Here is a 15,687-nt window from a genome sequence, read left to right as displayed (position 1 = left end):
GGTGGGCGCATGAGCCCCCGTGAAGTTGTGATCGTCGGGTACGGCATGGCCGGTGCCCGCCTGGCCGACGAGATCCGCCGCCGCGACCCGATCGCCGAGCGGGTCCGGCTGACCGTGCTCGGTGCCGAGAAGCACGCCGCTTACAACCGCGTGCTGCTGTCCGCCGTCGTCGCCGGGGGCATGAGCGCCGAGAGCGTTCGCCTGCACGACGACGAGTGGGCCACGCGCCACAACATCGACCTGCGGCTCGGCGTCGACGTCGCCCGCATCGACCGCGAGAAGCGCTGTGTCGAGCTGGCCGACGGATCCGCCGTCGACTACGACGCCCTCGTGCTCGCCACCGGGGCCAACCCGTGGATCCCGCCGGTCGAAGGCCTCGAAGCCGGGCCCGGCGTGGTCGCCTTCCGCAGCCTCGACGACTGCGCCAAGATCCTCGACGCCGCCCGCTTCGGCGCGCCGGTCGCCGTCCTCGGCGGCGGCCTGCTCGGCCTCGAAGCCGCCCGCGGCCTGGCCGGGCGCGGCAACCAGGTGACCGTCGTGCACCCGCTGGGCCACGTCATGGAACGCCAGCTCGACCCGGCCGCCGGGCACGTGCTGGCCCGGCAGCTCACCGACATGGGCGTGACGTTCAAGTTCGGCGCCACCGCCGCCCGGTACCTGCCCGGTGACGGGCTCAAGCTCGACGACGGCAGCCTCGTCCCGGCCGACCTGGTCGTCGTGGCCGCCGGTGTCCGCGCCGAGACGAGCCTGGCCGCCGAAGCCGGGCTGGACGTCGACATGGGCATCCTGGTCGACGACACGCTGCGCACCAGCGACGGCCGGATCCACGCACTCGGCGACTGCGCCCGCCACCCCGGCGCCCCGGCCGGGCTGATCCAGCCCGCGTGGGAGCAGGCGTCCGTGCTGGCGGACGTCCTGACCGGCACCAACGCGGCCGCCCGCTACCGCGGCACGACCGCGGTGACCCGGCTCAAGGCCCGCGGCATCGACCTGGCCGCGCTGGGCGAGACGCAGCTCCAATCCGGGGACGCCGACGTCGAGGTGCTGACGTTCAACGACCCGACGGGCGGCCGGTACGGCAAGCTCGTGGTCCGCGAAAACCGCGTGACCGGGGCGATCCTGCTCGGCCTGCCCGACGCGGCCGCGACCATCACCCAGTTCCACGACCGCGGGACGCTGTTGCCGGAAGACCGGCTCGCCGTCCTGCTCGGCCGCGCGCTGCCCAGCGGCAGCACCCCCGCGGCCAGTCCCGCCGACCTGCCCGCGGCCGCGGTGATCTGCCGCTGCAACAACGTCACCAAGGGCCGGCTGATCGAAGCCTGGAAGGCCGGGGCCACCGACACTCCCGCACTGGCGCGGGCCACGCGAGCCACCACGGGATGCGGCGGGTGCACGGACGCCGTCGGCGGCATCGCCAACTGGCTCGCCGCGCAATGACCACCACGAACCGCCGCACGAAGGAGAACCCCGTGGCCCACCAAGGAAAGCACTGGATCGAACACTGGGAACCCGAGAACGAAGAGTTCTGGGAGTCCACGGGCAAGAAGATCGCTCGCCGCAACCTGTGGTTCTCCGTCTTCGCCGAGCACATCGGCTTCTCGATCTGGACGCTGTGGTCGGTCATCGTCCTGTTCATGGGCAAGGACTACGGCTTCTCCGCCGCGGACAAGTTCCTCCTCGTCTCGACGCCGACGCTGATCGGTGGCCTGATGCGGCTGCCCTACACCTTCGCCGTGGCGAAGTTCGGCGGCCGCAACTGGACGGTCGTGTCCGCCGTGCTGCTGCTGATCCCGGCCGTGCTGGCCGCGATCGTGCTGCACCCCGGCACGTCGCTCGGCACGTTCCTGCTGGTCGCGGCCCTCGGCGGGGTCGGCGGCGGCAACTTCGCGTCGTCGATGACGAACATCAACGCCTTCTACCCCGAGAAGCACAAGGGCTGGGCGCTGGGCCTCAACGCCGGCGGGGGCAACCTCGGCGTCGCGGCGATCCAGCTGGTCGGCCTGCTGGTGATCGGCACGGCGGGCGCGACCGCGCCGCGGCTGGTGCTCTACATCTACGTCCCGCTGATCGTGGTCGCCGCCGTGCTCGCGTACTTCTACATGGACAACCTCGCCAGCATGAAGGGCGACACCAAGGCGATGCGCGAGGTCGTCAAGGAGCCGCACACCTGGGTGATGTCGTTCCTCTACATCGGCACATTCGGCTCGTTCATCGGCTACAGCTTCGCCTTCGGCCTGGTGCTGCAGAACCAGTTCGGCCGCACCCCGCTGCAGGCGGCCGCGGTGACGTTCCTCGGTCCCCTGCTCGGCTCGCTCTCCCGGCCGGTGGGCGGCTGGCTGTCCGACCGGATCGGCGGCGGCAAGATCACCTTCGTCACCTTCATCGGCATGGCGCTGGCCACGGTCGTGCTGATCCTGGCCTCGACCTCGAAGTCGCTGGTGCTGTTCACGGTCGCGTTCGTGGTGCTGTTCGTGCTGGCCGGCATCGGCAACGGCTCGACGTACAAGATGATCCCGGCGATCTTCCGCGCCAAGGCGAAGATCGCCATCTCGAACGGCGCCGAGGAGGCGGCCGAGCTGCTCAAGGCCCGGCGGCTGTCCGGCGCGCTGATCGGCTTGGCCGGCGCGATCGGTGCCGAAGGCGGCCTGTTGATCAACCTCGCCTTCCGGCAGTCGTTCGCCGACGCCAAGAGCGGCGTGCCCGCCTTCGTCGGATTCCTGATCTTCTACGGGCTCTGCTTCGCCGTCACCTGGGCGGTCTACCTGCGGAAGCCCGCCGAACAGCCCACGAGTGAGCGCGGTCTGGCGCTCGCGGGAGCGGAGGTCTGAGATGCCCACCTTGGTCGTCGCCGGACACGGCATGGTCGCCCATCGGCTCGTGGAGGCGGTGCGCGCGGAAGACCCACAAGGCACCTGGCACGTCGTCGTCCTGTCCGAGGAGCCGCGCCCGGCGTACGACCGGGTGGCGCTGACGTCCTACGTGGACACGTGGGACCCGGCTTCGCTGGCGCTCCCCGGCTCGGACTACGAGGGCGACCCGCACGTCGAGCTCCGGCTCGGTGAGCTGGTCACTTCGGTGGACCGCGAAGCGAAGACGGTCACCACCGCGTCCGGTGCATCGGTTTCCTACGACGCGCTCGTGCTGGCCACCGGCTCGCGGCCGTTCGTGCCGCCGGTGCCCGGGCACGACCTGGACGGCTGCTTCGTCTACCGGACCATCGAGGACCTCGACGCGATCCGCGCCGCCGCGGTCGAGAAGCCGGGCCGCGGACGGCGCTCGGCCGTCGTCATCGGCGGTGGCCTGCTCGGCCTGGAGGCCGCGAAGGCGCTGCGGGACATGGGCCTGTCCCCGCACGTCGTCGAGATGGCGCCGCGGCTGATGCCGCTGCAGGTCGACGAGGGCGGCGGGTCGATGCTGCGCCGGATGATCACGGCGCTGGACGTCACCGTCCACACGGGAACGTCCACCAGCTCCATCGAGGCCGACGGCTCGCGGCTGCTGGCCAAGCTGGGCAACGGCACGGAGCTCGACGTCGACCTCGTCGTGTTCTCCGCCGGCATCCGGCCGCGCGACGACCTCGCCCGGCAGTCCGGCCTGGAGCTGGGCCCGCGCGGCGGCGTCCTCACCGATGCCTCCTGCCGCACCGGCGACCCGTCGATCTACGCGATCGGCGAATGCGCCGCGGTCGAGGGCAAGGTGTACGGCATCGTGGCGCCCGGGTACGCGATGGCGGAGATCGTCGCCGCCCAGCTCACCGGCGGGGCCGGGACGTTCCCGGAGCCGGACACGTCCACGAAGCTCAAGCTGATGGGCGTCGACGTCGCCTCCTTCGGGGACGCCCACGCGGCGACCGAAGGGGCGCTCGAGGTCGCCGTCAACGACGCGGTCGCCGGGACGTACAAGAAGCTCGTGGTCACCGACGACGGCAAGACGCTGCTCGGCGGTGTGCTCGTCGGCGACGCCACCGAGTACAACACCCTCCGTGCCCTGGTCGGCCGTCCGCTGCCGGCCGAGCCGGGCGCGATCCTCGCCCCGGCGGGCGGGGGTGCCGCGGTCGGCGTCGACGCGCTGCCCGACGCGGCCCAGATCTGCTCGTGCAACGCGGTGACCAAGGGCACGATCACCCAGGCCATCCACGAGGACGGCTGCGACACCGTCCCGAAGCTGAAGGCCTGCACCCGCGCCGGCACCGCCTGCGGGTCGTGCGTCCCGCTGCTGGGCAGGCTGCTCACCGCGGCCGGTGTCGAGCAGTCGAAGGCGCTGTGCGAGCACTTCACGCAGTCGCGCGCGGAGCTGTTCGAGATCGTCCAGGCCACGCGGATCACGACGTTCAGCGAGCTGATCGGCCGCTACGGCTCGGGCAGCGGCTGCGCGATCTGCAAGCCGGCGGTGGCGTCCATCCTGGCCACCCTGGGCAACGGGCACGTGCTCGGCGGCGAGCAGATGACCCTGCAGGACACCAACGACCGGTACCTGGCGAACCTGCAGCGCAACGGCACGTACTCGGTGGTGCCGCGGATCCCCGGCGGCGAGATCACCCCGGACAAGCTGATCGTCATCGGCGAGGTGGCGCGCGACTTCGGGCTGTACACCAAGATCACCGGCGGGCAGCGGATCGACCTGTTCGGGGCCACCGTGGACCAGCTGCCGCTGATCTGGCGCCGGCTGGTGGACGCGGGCTTCGAGTCCGGGCACGCCTACGGCAAGGCGCTGCGGACGGTCAAGTCGTGCGTCGGGTCGACGTGGTGCCGCTACGGCGTCCAGGACAGCGTCGGGCTGGCGATCGAGCTGGAACTGCGCTACCGCGGCCTGCGCTCGCCGCACAAGCTCAAGTCGGCGGTTTCGGGGTGTGCCCGGGAATGCGCCGAGGCGCGCAGCAAGGACTTCGGCATCATCGCCACCGAGAACGGCTGGAACCTCTACGTCGGCGGCAACGGCGGCACCACCCCGCGCCACGCCGACCTGCTCGTGTCCGATGTGGACACGGAGACGCTGATCCGGACCATCGACCGGTTCCTGATGTTCTACGTGCGCACCGCCGACCGGCTGCAGCGGACCGCGCCGTGGATCGAGGAGCTCGACGGCGGCCTCGACCACCTGCGCGCGGTGATCGTCGACGACTCGCTCGGCATCTGCGAAGACCTCGACGCGGCGATGGCCAAGCACGTCGACAACTACGCCGACGAGTGGAAGGGCGTCCTGGAGGACCCGGAGAAGCTGGCCCGCTTCACCTCGTTCGTCAACGCGCCGGGCGCGCCCGACCCGGCCATCTCGTTCCGCGAAGAGCGTGCCCAGAAAGTGCCCGTCATGCTGGGAGTCCCGGAGGTGCGGCGATGACCACGTCGATCGAACGAACCTGGACGGCGGTCTGCCCCGTCGGTGCGGTGCCCGAGTACGCCGGGGTGGCGGCGCTGCTCGACGGCGGCGTGCAGGTGGCGATCTTCCGGCTGCCCGGCGACCGGTGGTACGCCCTGTCGAACTGGGACCCGTGCAGCGGCGCGGCGGTGCTCTCGCGTGGCATCGTCGGTGACGCGGACGGCGTGCCGGTGGTCGCTTCGCCGGTCTACAAAGAGCGGTTCGCCCTCGACAGCGGCCGGTGCCTGGACGCTTCGGACGTCTCGGTGCCGGTCTACGAGGTGCGCGTGCGGGAAGGCGTTGTCGAAGTGGAGAGTCCGTGACAGATGTCCTCCCGTTGGCCGGTTTCGTGATCGGCATCACCGCGGCGCGCCGGGCTGACGAGCTCGGCGCGCTGCTGGTGCGCAAGGGGGCGAGCGTCCGCTACGGGCCGGCGATCCGGATCGTGCCGCTGACCGACGACCGCGAGCTGCACGCGGCGACGGCGCGGCTGCTGGAGGCGCCGGTGGACGCGGTGGTCGCGACGACGGGCATCGGCTTCCGCGGCTGGCTCGAGGCGGCCGAGGGGTGGGGGCTGGGGGATTCTCTGCTGGCGCGGCTTTCGGCGGCGTCGCTGCTGGCCCGCGGGCCGAAGGTGACCGGCGCGTTGCGCGCGGCCGGGCTTTCGGAGTCGTATTCGCCGGCTTCGGAAAGCAACGCGGAACTGCTGCAGCACCTGCTCTCGTCGGGGGTCGACGGGCTGCGGATCGCGATCCAGCTGCACGGCGAGCCGCTGCCGTACTTCGTCGACACGCTGCGCGCGGCCGGCGCGGAGGTCATCGAGATCCCGGTGTACCGCTGGGTCGGCCCGGTCGACCCGGGCCCGGTGGACCGGCTGCTGGACGGCGTCCTGGACGGCTCGATCCACGCACTGCCGTTCACCAGCGCGCCGGCGGCGGCGTCGCTCATCGCACTGGCCCGGCGCACGGGCCGGCTGCCGGGACTGGTCACCGCGCTGTCCGGCCCGGTGGTGGCGGCGTGCGTCGGCCCGATCACGGCCGGCCCGCTGGCGGCTTTGGGGGTGCCGACGGTCCAGCCGCACCGCGCGCGGATCGGCGCACTGGCCCGGACGGTGGCGGAAACCCTGGTGGCCCGCTCCCCGCGCCTGCGGGCGGACGGGCATTCGATCGAGCTCCGCGGCCAGGCGGCCATCGTGGACGGCGAGTGGCGCGAAGTGGCCCCGGCGCCGATGGCGCTGCTGCGGGCCCTGGCGGCGTCGCCGGGGCGGGTGGTGTCGCGGCGCGAGCTGATCTCGGCGTTGCCGGGCGGCGGCGAGGAGCACGCGGTGGAGACGGCGATCGGCAGGCTGCGGACGTCACTCGGGGGCGGGAAGGTCGTCCAGACGGTGGTGAAGCGGGGATACCGGCTGGCTGTCGACGCCTGACCGGCGTGTCAGCGGCCGTGTCAGTGCGGTGGCCTTCCGGTGTCAGCGGGCCCGGCGAAGGTGGTTTCACACCACCCCTTCGGCAAGGAGAATCCGATGCAGAAGTTCGCCACCCCCGCCCCGATCACCACCGTCCTCGACGTCCCCGCCGGGCGCGTCCGGCTCGTCGCGGCTCTCCGCGAGGACACCACGGTCCGGGTCGACCCGGCCGACCCCGCCAAGAGCCGCGACGTGAAGGCGGCCTCGGAGGCGGCAGTGTCCTTCGACGACGGCGTCCTGCGGATCGAGATCGCGGCGAAGAACCAGTACTTCGGCCCGTCCGGCGCCGTCGACGTGACGGTCGAGCTGCCCGCCGGCTCCCGCGTGGAGGCCAAGTCCGCGAGCATCGAGCTGCGGGGCGTCGGCCGCCTCGGCGACGTCACCGTCGACGGCGCGCACGGCGAGGTGGTCTTCGACGAGGCCGCGACCCTCCGCCTGACGACCCACGCGGGCGACGTGTCGGTCGGCAGGCTCGCCGGTTCCGCGGAGATCACCACCGGCAAGGGCGACATCCGCATCGCCGAAGCGGCGAGCGGCGGCCTGGTCCTGAGCACCCAGGCCGGCGACATCACGGTCGGCGCGGCCACCGGCGTCTCGGCATCCCTCGACGCCGGGACGACGTACGGCCGGATCCGCAACGCCCTCAAGAACGAGGGCACGGCGGCCCTGACCATCCAGGCCACCACGTCCTACGGCGACATCGACGCCCACAGCCGGTGAGGCCGGCCTGGAGCGCCCCAATGTGGCCTTCGGTGCGTTCAACGCACCGAAGGCCACCTTGGGTGCGTTCAACGCACCCAAGGCCACATTGGGGCGCTTGGGGGGATCCGGAACTGTCGGTGCCCGGCGGTAGTGTGGAGATCGGGGGGCGGCGCCCCGCGGGTGAGGTCAGGCGGTCCAGGTGACCGTGTGCTTCTCGAAGCCGCGGGTTGTGGCCACGCGGGCCGCCTCGGCTTCCGCTTCTTCGCGGACCGACGGGCGCAGGGGGTCGAATGCCGTCAGCGTGATCGTCAGCTTCGTGCCGCTGCCCTTCGTGCGCCACGTGCCCGCGACGTCGCCGTCCGCGAGCAGGACGCCCGGGTTGCCCAGCATCTTCCAGACTTCCTTGCGCCGCAGCGGGTCCGGGACCAGCAACGCCTTGTCGCGGGCCTGGATGAACGGGTCCAGCGGCGGCAGCAGGCGCACCACGTCCGGCTCCGGTGGGTTCTCCAGCGCCGCGACGCGGTCCGCGGGCAGGTAGCGCGTCTTGCCCTCGACCCGCACCTCGGCCAGGCCCGCAGGCCACGTCCGGTCGACCACCGCCCGGGCCGTGCCCGCGAACTCCGCCGCCTCGCCCGGGGACGCCGGGCCGTTGAGGCGCAGGTACCGCTCGAGCACCGCCGTCGCCGCCGCCGGGTCCGGGGTCTTCCGCAACCGGCCACGACCCGCCAACGGAGCCAAGGTCGCCGGGGATGCTCCCGCCACCAGGCGGAGGCCGCCGAGGGGAGCGGCGATGCGCATCAGCTGCTCGTGGATGTGCGTCGCGTTGCAGCCGCGGCACCAGCGCGCGAACGCCGGGGGCAGGCGCCGGGTGACGGCCGCCGAAACCGCGCCCTTCGTCATCGGTTTCGTGACGACCTCCCGGAGCGCGGCGGCCGCGGTGAACACCACTTCGGACGCGGCCAGCCCCGTTGCCGCCAGTTCCTTGCGCTGCCACAGCATCCGGGCCAGCGCGTCGGCGTCGTCGAGCGGGATCAGCGCGCGGATCGTCTCCGGCAGGTCGGTGCGGAGGTGGTGGTGCGGCGCGCCGCGCAACGTCCAGGCCAGGACCAGCCGCTCGTCGTCCTCGAGGGACACCGGGCCGTCGAGCCGGGCGGCGAGGGCGAGCAGCGCGGTGTCGCGCATGCTGTCCTGCAGCCCGGCCCGGACGACGGCGAGGCCGGCGACGTCCCGCGCCGAGCGGTGCAGGCCGTGCTCGGCGATGCGGTAGGCCAGTACCTGGCGGCGGTCCATGTGCGGCTCCTAGAACGCGTACTTGAAGGTGTAGCCCATTTTCTCCTCGCCCGTCGCGCCGCGGACGGTGCCGCCGCCGGTGAGCCCGGCCAGCCCGCCGGTGCCCGAGCCGGGGACGACGGTGAACGTCGAGGCGATGCCCTTGGCGTCGAACGTGTACTCGTGGCGCACGATGAACGTCCCTTCGCGACCGTCGACTTTGCCCTCGAAGCGCTCGAAAGACGGCGCCGTCGTCTGGCCGCTTTCGTACCCTTCGCCCACGTAGTTCAGCAGAAGGTCGCAGATCGACTCACCCTCGATGACCCCTTCGTACGCGAAGGTGGCGTGTGCGTAGGCCACCCGGGGACCGCCCTCGGTGCCGCTGACGATCTTCTCGTCCCAGTTCTTCGTCTTGAATCCGTTCATGGGGACCACCCTGCCGGGCATACCTGTCAGCTCGTGTCAGGTATTTCTGCCAGAATCGGATGATGCGCGCGAGCCGCCTCCTGTCCGTCCTCCTGCTGCTGCAGAACCGCGGCCGGATGACGGCCGAGGAGCTGGCCGACGAGCTCGAGGTCTCGGTGCGGACGGTCTACCGGGACATCGACGCGCTTTCGGCGTCCGGCGTCCCGGTGTACGCCGACCGCGGCCGGACCGGCGGCTACCGGCTGGTCGACGGCTACCGCACCCGGCTCACCGGGATGACCGAAGAAGAGGCCCAGTCGCTTTCGCTGGCCGGCCTGCCCGTGGCGGCGGCCGAGCTGGGGCTCGGCACGGTGCTCGCGGCGGCCCAGCTCAAGCTGTACGCCGCGCTGCCTGCCGAGCTGCGCGACCGCGCCGGCCGTGTCGCCGAGCGGTTCTACCTGGACGTCCCCGGCTGGCACCGGGGCATCGAAAGCCTGCCGGTGCTGTCGGCGATCGCCGACGCCGTGTGGTCGTCGCACCGGATCCGCATCCGCTACGAACGCTGGGGCCAGCGGGTCGTCGAGCGCGAGCTGGAGCCGCTGGGGCTGATCCTCAAGGCGGGCAACTGGTACCTCGCCGGGCGCTGCGACGGCACCGACCGGACCTACCGGATTTCGCGCGTGCTGGAGCTGACCGACCTCGGCGAAGTCTTCGAGCGGCCGGCCGGCTTCGACCTCGCGCGGTACTGGCAGGAGTGGTCCGAGCAGTTCGAACGCCGGATGTTCCCGCGCGTCGCGGTGGTGCGGCTTTCGCCGCGGGCACAGGCTCTCGTACCGTTCTACGCAGGTTCCGTCGGCGCCCTCGCGTTGCGGGAGTGCCGGAACGAGCCCGACGCGGACGGCTGGCTCACCGTGGAGCTGCCGGTGGAGCCGGGCGAACCGGCCATCGGCGAGCTGCTGCGCTTCGGGCCGCACCTGGAGGTCCTGGCACCGGAGGAGCTGCGGGCGGAACTGGCCGAAGCGATCGAGGAGATGGGCGCGTTCTATGGGTGAGCTGAGCGGCATCGCGATCGGTGTCACGGCGGAGCGGCGAGCCGGCGAATTCATCGCCGCCCTCGAACGCTACGGCGCCGAAGTCCGGCACGCGCCGACGATCACCATCGTGCCCCTGGACCGCGACCCTGCGTTGCGCGCGGGCACCGAGGCGGTCTTGGCGGAGCCGGTCGGCTTCACGGTGGTCACCACGGGCGCCGGGTTCCGCGGCTGGCTCGAGGCGGCCGAGACCTGGGGCCTGCGTGACCGGCTCGCTGCGGCGCTGGGGGAGTCCCGGATCTACGCCCGCGGCCCGAAGGCGGTGGGCGCGGTCCGCGGGGCCGGCCTGCGCGAGTCCTTTTCGGCCCCTTCGGAGAGCAACGCGGAACTGTTCGGGGCGCTGGCGGCGGCCGGGATCGAGGGCGCGCGGGTGGCCGTCCAGCTGCACGGAACGCCGCTGCCGGAACTCACCGATCCGCTGGTGCACGCCGGGGCGTCGCTGGTCGAGGTGCAGCCGTACCGCTGGCATTCACCGCCGGACGTGACCCCGGTGTACGGCTTGATCGACGCGGCGGTGGCCGGCGACCTGGCCGCGCTGGCCTTCACGAGCGCCCCGGCGGCGGCGAACTTCCTGACGCTGGCCCGCACGTCCGGGCACTACGACGAGCTCATGGCGGTCCTGCGCGGCCCGCTGGTCTGCGCGTGCGTCGGCCCGGTGACGGCGGCGCCCCTGGAGGAGGCAGGCGTCAGGACGCTGCAGCCGGAGCGCCAGCGGCTGGGCGCGCTGGTGAAGCTGCTGGTCACGAAGCTCGCGCCGCCGGATTAGCGTCCGATCGGGAGCCGTCAGTCCTCGTCGGCCGGAAGCTCGCCCGCTTCCGCGGCCCGGACCGCCTCCCGGCCCGCCGCTTCCTCGCTCATCCCTTGCCGCCAGTACCCGGTGAAGCAGATCAGCCGCTTGCCGACCTCCCGCTCGCGCACCAGGTGGCGCCGCACCGACTTGACCACGCCCGCCTCGCCGGACACCCACGCGTACGGCGTCCCGGCCGGGAACTTCGCCCCGCGCAGAGCCTCCAGCAGCGCCTCGCCCAGCGGGCGCGAGCCGCGCAGCACCCAGTGGATCTCCACCGCCCCGTTCGTCTCGAACGCCTGCCGATCCGCGCGGTCCGCCAGCTCGACGTACACCGAGGCCCGCGCGCCCGGCGGCAGCTGCTCGATGATCGCGCCGATCGCCGGCAGTGCCGTCTCGTCGCCGACGAGCAGCTGCCAGTCACAGCTCTCCGGCAGCGCGTACAGCCCGTACGGCCCGGTGAACGTCACCCGGTCGCCCGGTTCCGCCCGCGACGCCCACGCCGAGGCCGGTCCCGAATCGCCGTGCAGCACGAATTCGACGTCGATCTCCGCCGCCTCCGGGCGGTGGGCCCGGACCGTGTACGTGCGCATCGGCGGGCGGACGTCGTCCGGCATCGCCAGGTACGTCCGGTACCAGGACATGACGTCGGAGCCGGTCTCCGGCAGCACCGGCGCCGCCTGCCCCGGCAGCGGGAAGAACACCTTGACGTACTGGTCGGGCGCCCCGGCCGGTACGTCGCGGAAGCTTTCCGCGGCGAACGTCACGCGCACCATGTGCGGCGTCACCGGCCGGACCGCGGTCACCAGCGCCCGGTGGTACGTCAGGGACGGCCGCTCCACCTCAGTTGTCATTAGGCGAGGCTAACCTAATAAGGCCGGTTCAGAACAGTCCTTCGGGTCCGGTGTCCTCCTCTCCGTCCGGCTTCCACCGGTACTTCCGCAGGTCGACCCGCTGGCCATCGGCCAGCACGCCTTCCGTGCGCAGCCGTTCCAGCTGGTCGTGGACCAGGTGCGGCGCCGGGGTGCCGTTCGCGCGCAGGATGCGGTGCCACGGCAGGTCGTGCCCGTCCTCGGCCAGGATCGCGCCGACCATCCGCGGCGACGGCGCTCCCGCCAGGGCCGCGATGTCGCCGTACGTCGCGACCGTGCCGGACGGCACGGACCCGATGATTTCCCGCACGCGCTCGTGCAGAACGTCGTCCATACCGACACTCTGCCGCACGGGTACGACATTTCGGGAAGCCATCCACCGCACCGCCGGGCGCCTTCACCGAACGCGCCCCCGCTAAGCCGTGCCGGTGCACCACCTGGGGGACCCGGCGTGGTTCCATCGCGGGGTGAACGGGAGGCGAACGGCGCAGGCGAACGCGCGGCTGGTGCGCACGCCGAACACCGCCACACCCTCGTTCACCTGGGACGAAGGCGCCCGGCGCGTGCTGTCCGCACCCGGCGGGTTCCTCCGCGTGCTCGGCGGCCCCGGCACCGGCAAGACGGCGCTGCTGGCCTCGGCCGCCACCCGCCGCATCGCCGAGGGCGCGGACCCGGAGAGCGTGCTCGTGCTCACCACGTCCCGCAAGTCCGCCGACGCGCTGCGCGCCGACATCACGCGGCGGCTCACCGCCGACCCCGACCTGGCGCGGCCGCTGCCCCGGACCGTGCGCGAACCGCTCGTGCGCACCGTGCACTCCTACGCCTATTCGCTGCTGCGGCTGGAGGCGATGGCCGAAGAGCTGCCGCCGCCGCGGCTGCTCGCCGGGGCGGAACAGGACGTCGTCGTCCGCGAACTCCTGGCCGGTGACCTCGACGAAGAAGCCGAGTACTGGCCCGAGCAGCTGCGGCCCGCCCTGATGGTCCCCGGCTTCGCCGAGGAGCTGCGCGACCTGCTGATGCGCGCGGCCGAGCGGGGGCTCGGCCCCGAGGACCTCGCCGAGCTGGGCCGCCGCCGCGGCCGCGAGGAGTGGATCGCCGCCGGGCAGTTCTGGGCGCAGTACGAAGAGGTCACGCAGCTGCAGGGCGCGGGCGGCAACGCGCTGGGCGTGGCGAGCGCGCCCGCGCTGGACGCCGCCGAGCTGGTCACCTCCGCGCTGCTCGCCCTGGAGGACGACGACGAGCTGCGGGAACGCGAACGCACCCGCGTCCGGCACCTGTTCGTCGACGACGCCCACCACCTCGATCCGCTGCAGACCGGCCTGGTCCGGATGGTCGGGCACACCGCCGCCGAGTTCGTCGTGGCCGGCGACCCCGACCAGAACGTGTTCTCCTTCCGGGGTGCCGACGCGAGCCTGTTCGCCGACGCCGACCCGGACGGCAGCCGGACCGTCACGCTCACCACCGCGCACCGGCTGGCCCCGGCCGTGCGGCTCGCGGTGGCCAAGATCGGGGCGACGCTGCCGGGTGCGTCGCCGCACCGCAAGATCGTCCCGCCCGCGGGTGCTTCCGGGGGGAACGTCCGCGTCCGCGTGATGCCGACCCCGGCCGCCGAGGCGAGCTGGATCGCCGACCAGCTCCGCCGCGCGCACCTCGTCGACGGCGTGCCGTGGTCGGAGATCGCGGTGCTCGTCCGGTCGCCCGCGCGGACTTTCCTGGTGCTGCAACGCGCGTTGCGCGCGGCCGGCGTCCCGATCGGGTCGGCGACCGAAGAGCTGCCGCTGGCCAAGCAGCCCGCGGTGCGGCCGCTGCTGGCCGTGCTGAAGTTGGCGCCGTCACCCGAACTGCTCGACATCGACCTCGCGGAAATGCTGCTTTCGTCGTCGCTCGGCGGCGCGGATCCCTTGGCGCTGCGGCGGTTGCGGCGCGGTCTCCGTCGGCTCGAGCTGGCCGGCGGCGGGCAGCGGTCGAGCGACGAACTGCTCGTGGAAGCGTTGCGCGGCGGGGACATCCTCGTCGGACTGGCCGACGCCGAGGCCGAGCCGGTGCGGCGCGTCGGCGGGTTGCTGCGCATCACGCACCAGGCCGTGACCCGCGGCGAGGGTGTCGAGCAGGTGCTGTGGCAGCTGTGGCGGGAAAGCGGGCTGCAGGACAAGCTGCTGAAGCAGGCCGAGCGGGGCGGGTCGCTGGGCGCGCAGGCCGATCGCGACCTCGACGCCGTCGTCGCGCTGTTCGACGCCGCCGGCCGGTACGTCGACCGGCTGCCCCGCGCGAGCGTCGCCTCCTTCGCGGATTACCTGGGCGCGCAACGGATCGCGGGCGACACCCTGGCCCCGGCGGCCGTCCCGGCCGACGGCGTCTCGCTGCTCACCGCGCACGCCGCCGCCGGTCGCGAGTGGACGGTCGTCGCCGTCGCCGGTGTCCAGGAGGGCGCGTGGCCGGACCTGCGGCTGCGCGGGTCCGTGCTGGGCGTGGAGCGGCTCAAGGACCTGATGGCCGGGGTCGACGACGACGCCGTCTCCCAGACCGCGCCGATCCTCGCCGAGGAGCGGCGCCTGTTCTACCTCGCGATGAGCCGGGCGAAGCAGACGCTGCTGGTCACGGCGGTGTCGGGGGAGGACGAGCAGCCGTCCCGGTTCCTCGACGACCTGGAGGAGAACGGCGCCGACGACGGCGGCCTCGACTCGCGGATGAAGCCGCCGGGCCGGTCGCTGGTGCTCGCCGAACTGGTCGGGGAGCTGCGCGAAGTCGTCTGCGACGACAAGGCCGACCCGGCGCGCCGTCGCCGCGCGGCGAAGCAGCTGGCCCGGCTGGCCGAGGCTCGTGTGCCCGGCGCGCACCCCGCCACGTGGTACGGCCTGCTCCCGGCGTCGAGCGACGAGCCGGTGCACCCGCCGGGCGACCTCATCCGGATCTCACCGTCCACAGTGGAGATTCTGACGAAGTGCCCGCTGCGCTGGATGATCGAGCGCCACGGCGGCAGCGACCCGGCCCAGCTGGCGGCGGTGACGGGGACGCTGGTGCACGGGCTCGCCCAGGCGGTCGCTTCGGGAAGCACCGGCGCCGAGCTGCAGACGGCGCTGGACGAGGCTTGGGTGCGCGTCGACGCGGGCGCGCCGTGGTTCTCCCGGCGTGAGCGGCGCCGGGTCGAGCAGATGCTGCGCAACTTCACGACGTGGCTGGAGCGCAGCCGGGCGGAGCTGAAGGAAGCCGGGGTCGAGCAGGACATCGAGGTCGAGCTGCCCGCGGGAGGTGCCGACGAGGTCCGGGTGCTGCTGCGCGGCCGGGTCGACCGGGTGGAGCTGGATTCCGAAGGGCGGCCGGTGATCGTCGACATCAAGACGGGCAAGGTCCCGGTGTCCGGCGCGGAGGCCGAGGCGCACCCGCAGCTGGCGGCGTACCAGCTGGCGGTGCTGCTGGGGGCGATCGAGGGCCGCACCGAGGCGGGCGGCGCGCGGCTGGTGTACGTCGCGAAGGCCAACAACAAGACGGGATCGACGGAACGGTCGCAGCCACCGCTCGACGAGGTGGGCGGCAAGCAGTGGCTGGAGCTGGTCCAGAAGGCGGCGGCCTCCGCGGCGGGGCCGGACTACCAGGCCCAGGAGAACCCGGACTGCGACCGGTGCCCGGCGCGGGGGTGCTGCCCGCTGCGGCCCGAGGGGCGGCAGGTGCCGGGCCCGTGAACTACCTGGTGAGTTCGGTCGGTGCTGTGGGGCGGTGGCCGGGTGGTGGGTTTGTGAACTACCT

The 15,687-nt window shown here is 72.9% G+C and carries 13 protein-coding genes; 9 read left to right on the top strand and 4 right to left on the bottom strand.

Features of this window, described 5'->3' with window-relative positions; genetic code table 11:
* The first annotated feature begins 9 nt into the window (after nt 1–9).
* From ACLJQE_RS11890 to ACLJQE_RS11865, 6 genes are all read left to right on the top strand, one after another.
* On the top strand, nt 10–1,437 hold the full coding sequence (locus tag ACLJQE_RS11890; RefSeq protein WP_410639238.1) for an FAD-dependent oxidoreductase: 1,428 nt from the start codon (nt 10–12) through the stop codon (nt 1,435–1,437).
* Nucleotides 1,434–2,828 (top strand): nitrate/nitrite transporter, encoded by a 1,395-nt coding sequence (locus tag ACLJQE_RS11885; RefSeq protein ID WP_410639237.1) that lies wholly within the window; start codon nt 1,434–1,436, stop codon nt 2,826–2,828. Before ACLJQE_RS11890 ends, ACLJQE_RS11885 begins: the two co-directional genes overlap by 4 nt.
* A 1-nt stretch (nt 2,829) precedes the next feature.
* Nucleotides 2,830–5,337, top strand: a complete 2,508-nt coding sequence (gene nirB, locus ACLJQE_RS11880) for a nitrite reductase large subunit NirB (RefSeq protein WP_410639236.1) — start codon at nt 2,830–2,832, stop codon at nt 5,335–5,337.
* The gene (gene nirD, locus ACLJQE_RS11875) at nt 5,334–5,678 is read left to right on the top strand and encodes a nitrite reductase small subunit NirD (RefSeq protein WP_410639235.1); all 345 of its coding nucleotides are present in this window, start codon (nt 5,334–5,336) and stop codon (nt 5,676–5,678) included. The genes nirB and nirD overlap by 4 nt, the downstream gene beginning before the upstream one ends.
* Nucleotides 5,675–6,778, top strand: coding sequence for a uroporphyrinogen-III synthase (locus ACLJQE_RS11870; protein WP_410639234.1), 1,104 nt, complete (start codon nt 5,675–5,677; stop codon nt 6,776–6,778). The genes nirD and ACLJQE_RS11870 overlap by 4 nt, the downstream gene beginning before the upstream one ends.
* A gap of 96 nt (nt 6,779–6,874) precedes the next feature.
* Nucleotides 6,875–7,537, top strand: a complete 663-nt coding sequence (locus ACLJQE_RS11865; RefSeq protein WP_410639233.1) for a DUF4097 family beta strand repeat-containing protein — start codon at nt 6,875–6,877, stop codon at nt 7,535–7,537.
* Nucleotides 7,538–7,705: 168 nt separating this feature from the next.
* Here ACLJQE_RS11865 and ACLJQE_RS11860 read toward each other — a convergent pair whose 3' ends face one another.
* Complete coding sequence (locus ACLJQE_RS11860) at nt 7,706–8,809, bottom strand: DNA glycosylase AlkZ-like family protein (RefSeq protein WP_410639232.1); 1,104 nt, start codon at nt 8,807–8,809, stop codon at nt 7,706–7,708.
* Between the two features lie 9 nt (nt 8,810–8,818).
* Nucleotides 8,819–9,214 carry a DUF3224 domain-containing protein gene (locus ACLJQE_RS11855; protein ID WP_410639231.1) on the bottom strand — a complete coding sequence of 132 codons (396 nt, stop codon included), beginning with the start codon at nt 9,212–9,214 and terminating at the stop codon, nt 8,819–8,821.
* A 62-nt stretch (nt 9,215–9,276) separates the two neighbouring features.
* Between ACLJQE_RS11855 and ACLJQE_RS11850 the strand changes: the two genes are divergently transcribed.
* The gene (locus tag ACLJQE_RS11850; RefSeq protein WP_410639230.1) at nt 9,277–10,245 is read left to right on the top strand and encodes a helix-turn-helix transcriptional regulator; all 969 of its coding nucleotides are present in this window, start codon (nt 9,277–9,279) and stop codon (nt 10,243–10,245) included.
* Nucleotides 10,238–11,050, top strand: coding sequence for a uroporphyrinogen-III synthase (locus ACLJQE_RS11845; RefSeq protein ID WP_410639229.1), 813 nt, complete (start codon nt 10,238–10,240; stop codon nt 11,048–11,050). Before ACLJQE_RS11850 ends, ACLJQE_RS11845 begins: the two co-directional genes overlap by 8 nt.
* A 17-nt stretch (nt 11,051–11,067) precedes the next feature.
* Here the strand turns inward: ACLJQE_RS11845 and ACLJQE_RS11840 are convergent, their stop codons facing one another.
* Both ACLJQE_RS11840 and ACLJQE_RS11835 read right to left on the bottom strand, forming a co-directional pair.
* Nucleotides 11,068–11,925 (bottom strand): siderophore-interacting protein, encoded by an 858-nt coding sequence (locus ACLJQE_RS11840; RefSeq protein ID WP_410639228.1) that lies wholly within the window; start codon nt 11,923–11,925, stop codon nt 11,068–11,070.
* A 28-nt stretch (nt 11,926–11,953) separates the two neighbouring features.
* The gene (locus tag ACLJQE_RS11835; RefSeq protein WP_410639227.1) at nt 11,954–12,277 is read right to left on the bottom strand and encodes an MGMT family protein; all 324 of its coding nucleotides are present in this window, start codon (nt 12,275–12,277) and stop codon (nt 11,954–11,956) included.
* A 172-nt stretch (nt 12,278–12,449) separates the two neighbouring features.
* Here ACLJQE_RS11835 and ACLJQE_RS11830 point away from each other — a divergent pair, with 172 nt between their 5' ends.
* Nucleotides 12,450–15,623, top strand: a complete 3,174-nt coding sequence (locus tag ACLJQE_RS11830; protein WP_410639778.1) for an ATP-dependent helicase — start codon at nt 12,450–12,452, stop codon at nt 15,621–15,623.
* Nucleotides 15,624–15,687: the final 64 nt, after the last annotated feature.

The sequence above is a fragment of the Amycolatopsis sp. lyj-346 genome, assembly GCF_046548975.1.
Taxonomy (GTDB): Bacteria; Actinomycetota; Actinomycetes; order Mycobacteriales; family Pseudonocardiaceae; genus Amycolatopsis.
This window is presented reverse-complemented; position numbering and strand designations above follow the sequence as displayed.

What these genes read in the sequence shown, in the direction of transcription:
- ACLJQE_RS11890 (WP_410639238.1), top strand. Translation starts at nt 10, where the DNA reads ATGAGCCCCCGTGAAGTTGTGATCGTCGGGTACGGCATGGCCGGTGCC.
- ACLJQE_RS11885 (WP_410639237.1), top strand. Translation starts at nt 1,434, where the DNA reads ATGACCACCACGAACCGCCGCACGAAGGAGAACCCCGTGGCCCACCAA.
- nirB (WP_410639236.1), top strand. Translation starts at nt 2,830, where the DNA reads ATGCCCACCTTGGTCGTCGCCGGACACGGCATGGTCGCCCATCGGCTC.
- nirD (WP_410639235.1), top strand. Translation starts at nt 5,334, where the DNA reads ATGACCACGTCGATCGAACGAACCTGGACGGCGGTCTGCCCCGTCGGT.
- ACLJQE_RS11865 (WP_410639233.1), top strand. Translation starts at nt 6,875, where the DNA reads ATGCAGAAGTTCGCCACCCCCGCCCCGATCACCACCGTCCTCGACGTC.
- ACLJQE_RS11860 (WP_410639232.1), bottom strand. Translation starts at nt 8,809, where the DNA reads ATGGACCGCCGCCAGGTACTGGCCTACCGCATCGCCGAGCACGGCCTG.
- ACLJQE_RS11855 (WP_410639231.1), bottom strand. Translation starts at nt 9,214, where the DNA reads ATGAACGGATTCAAGACGAAGAACTGGGACGAGAAGATCGTCAGCGGC.
- ACLJQE_RS11850 (WP_410639230.1), top strand. Translation starts at nt 9,277, where the DNA reads ATGCGCGCGAGCCGCCTCCTGTCCGTCCTCCTGCTGCTGCAGAACCGC.
- ACLJQE_RS11845 (WP_410639229.1), top strand. Translation starts at nt 10,238, where the DNA reads ATGGGTGAGCTGAGCGGCATCGCGATCGGTGTCACGGCGGAGCGGCGA.
- ACLJQE_RS11840 (WP_410639228.1), bottom strand. Translation starts at nt 11,925, where the DNA reads ATGACAACTGAGGTGGAGCGGCCGTCCCTGACGTACCACCGGGCGCTG.
- ACLJQE_RS11835 (WP_410639227.1), bottom strand. Translation starts at nt 12,277, where the DNA reads ATGGACGACGTTCTGCACGAGCGCGTGCGGGAAATCATCGGGTCCGTG.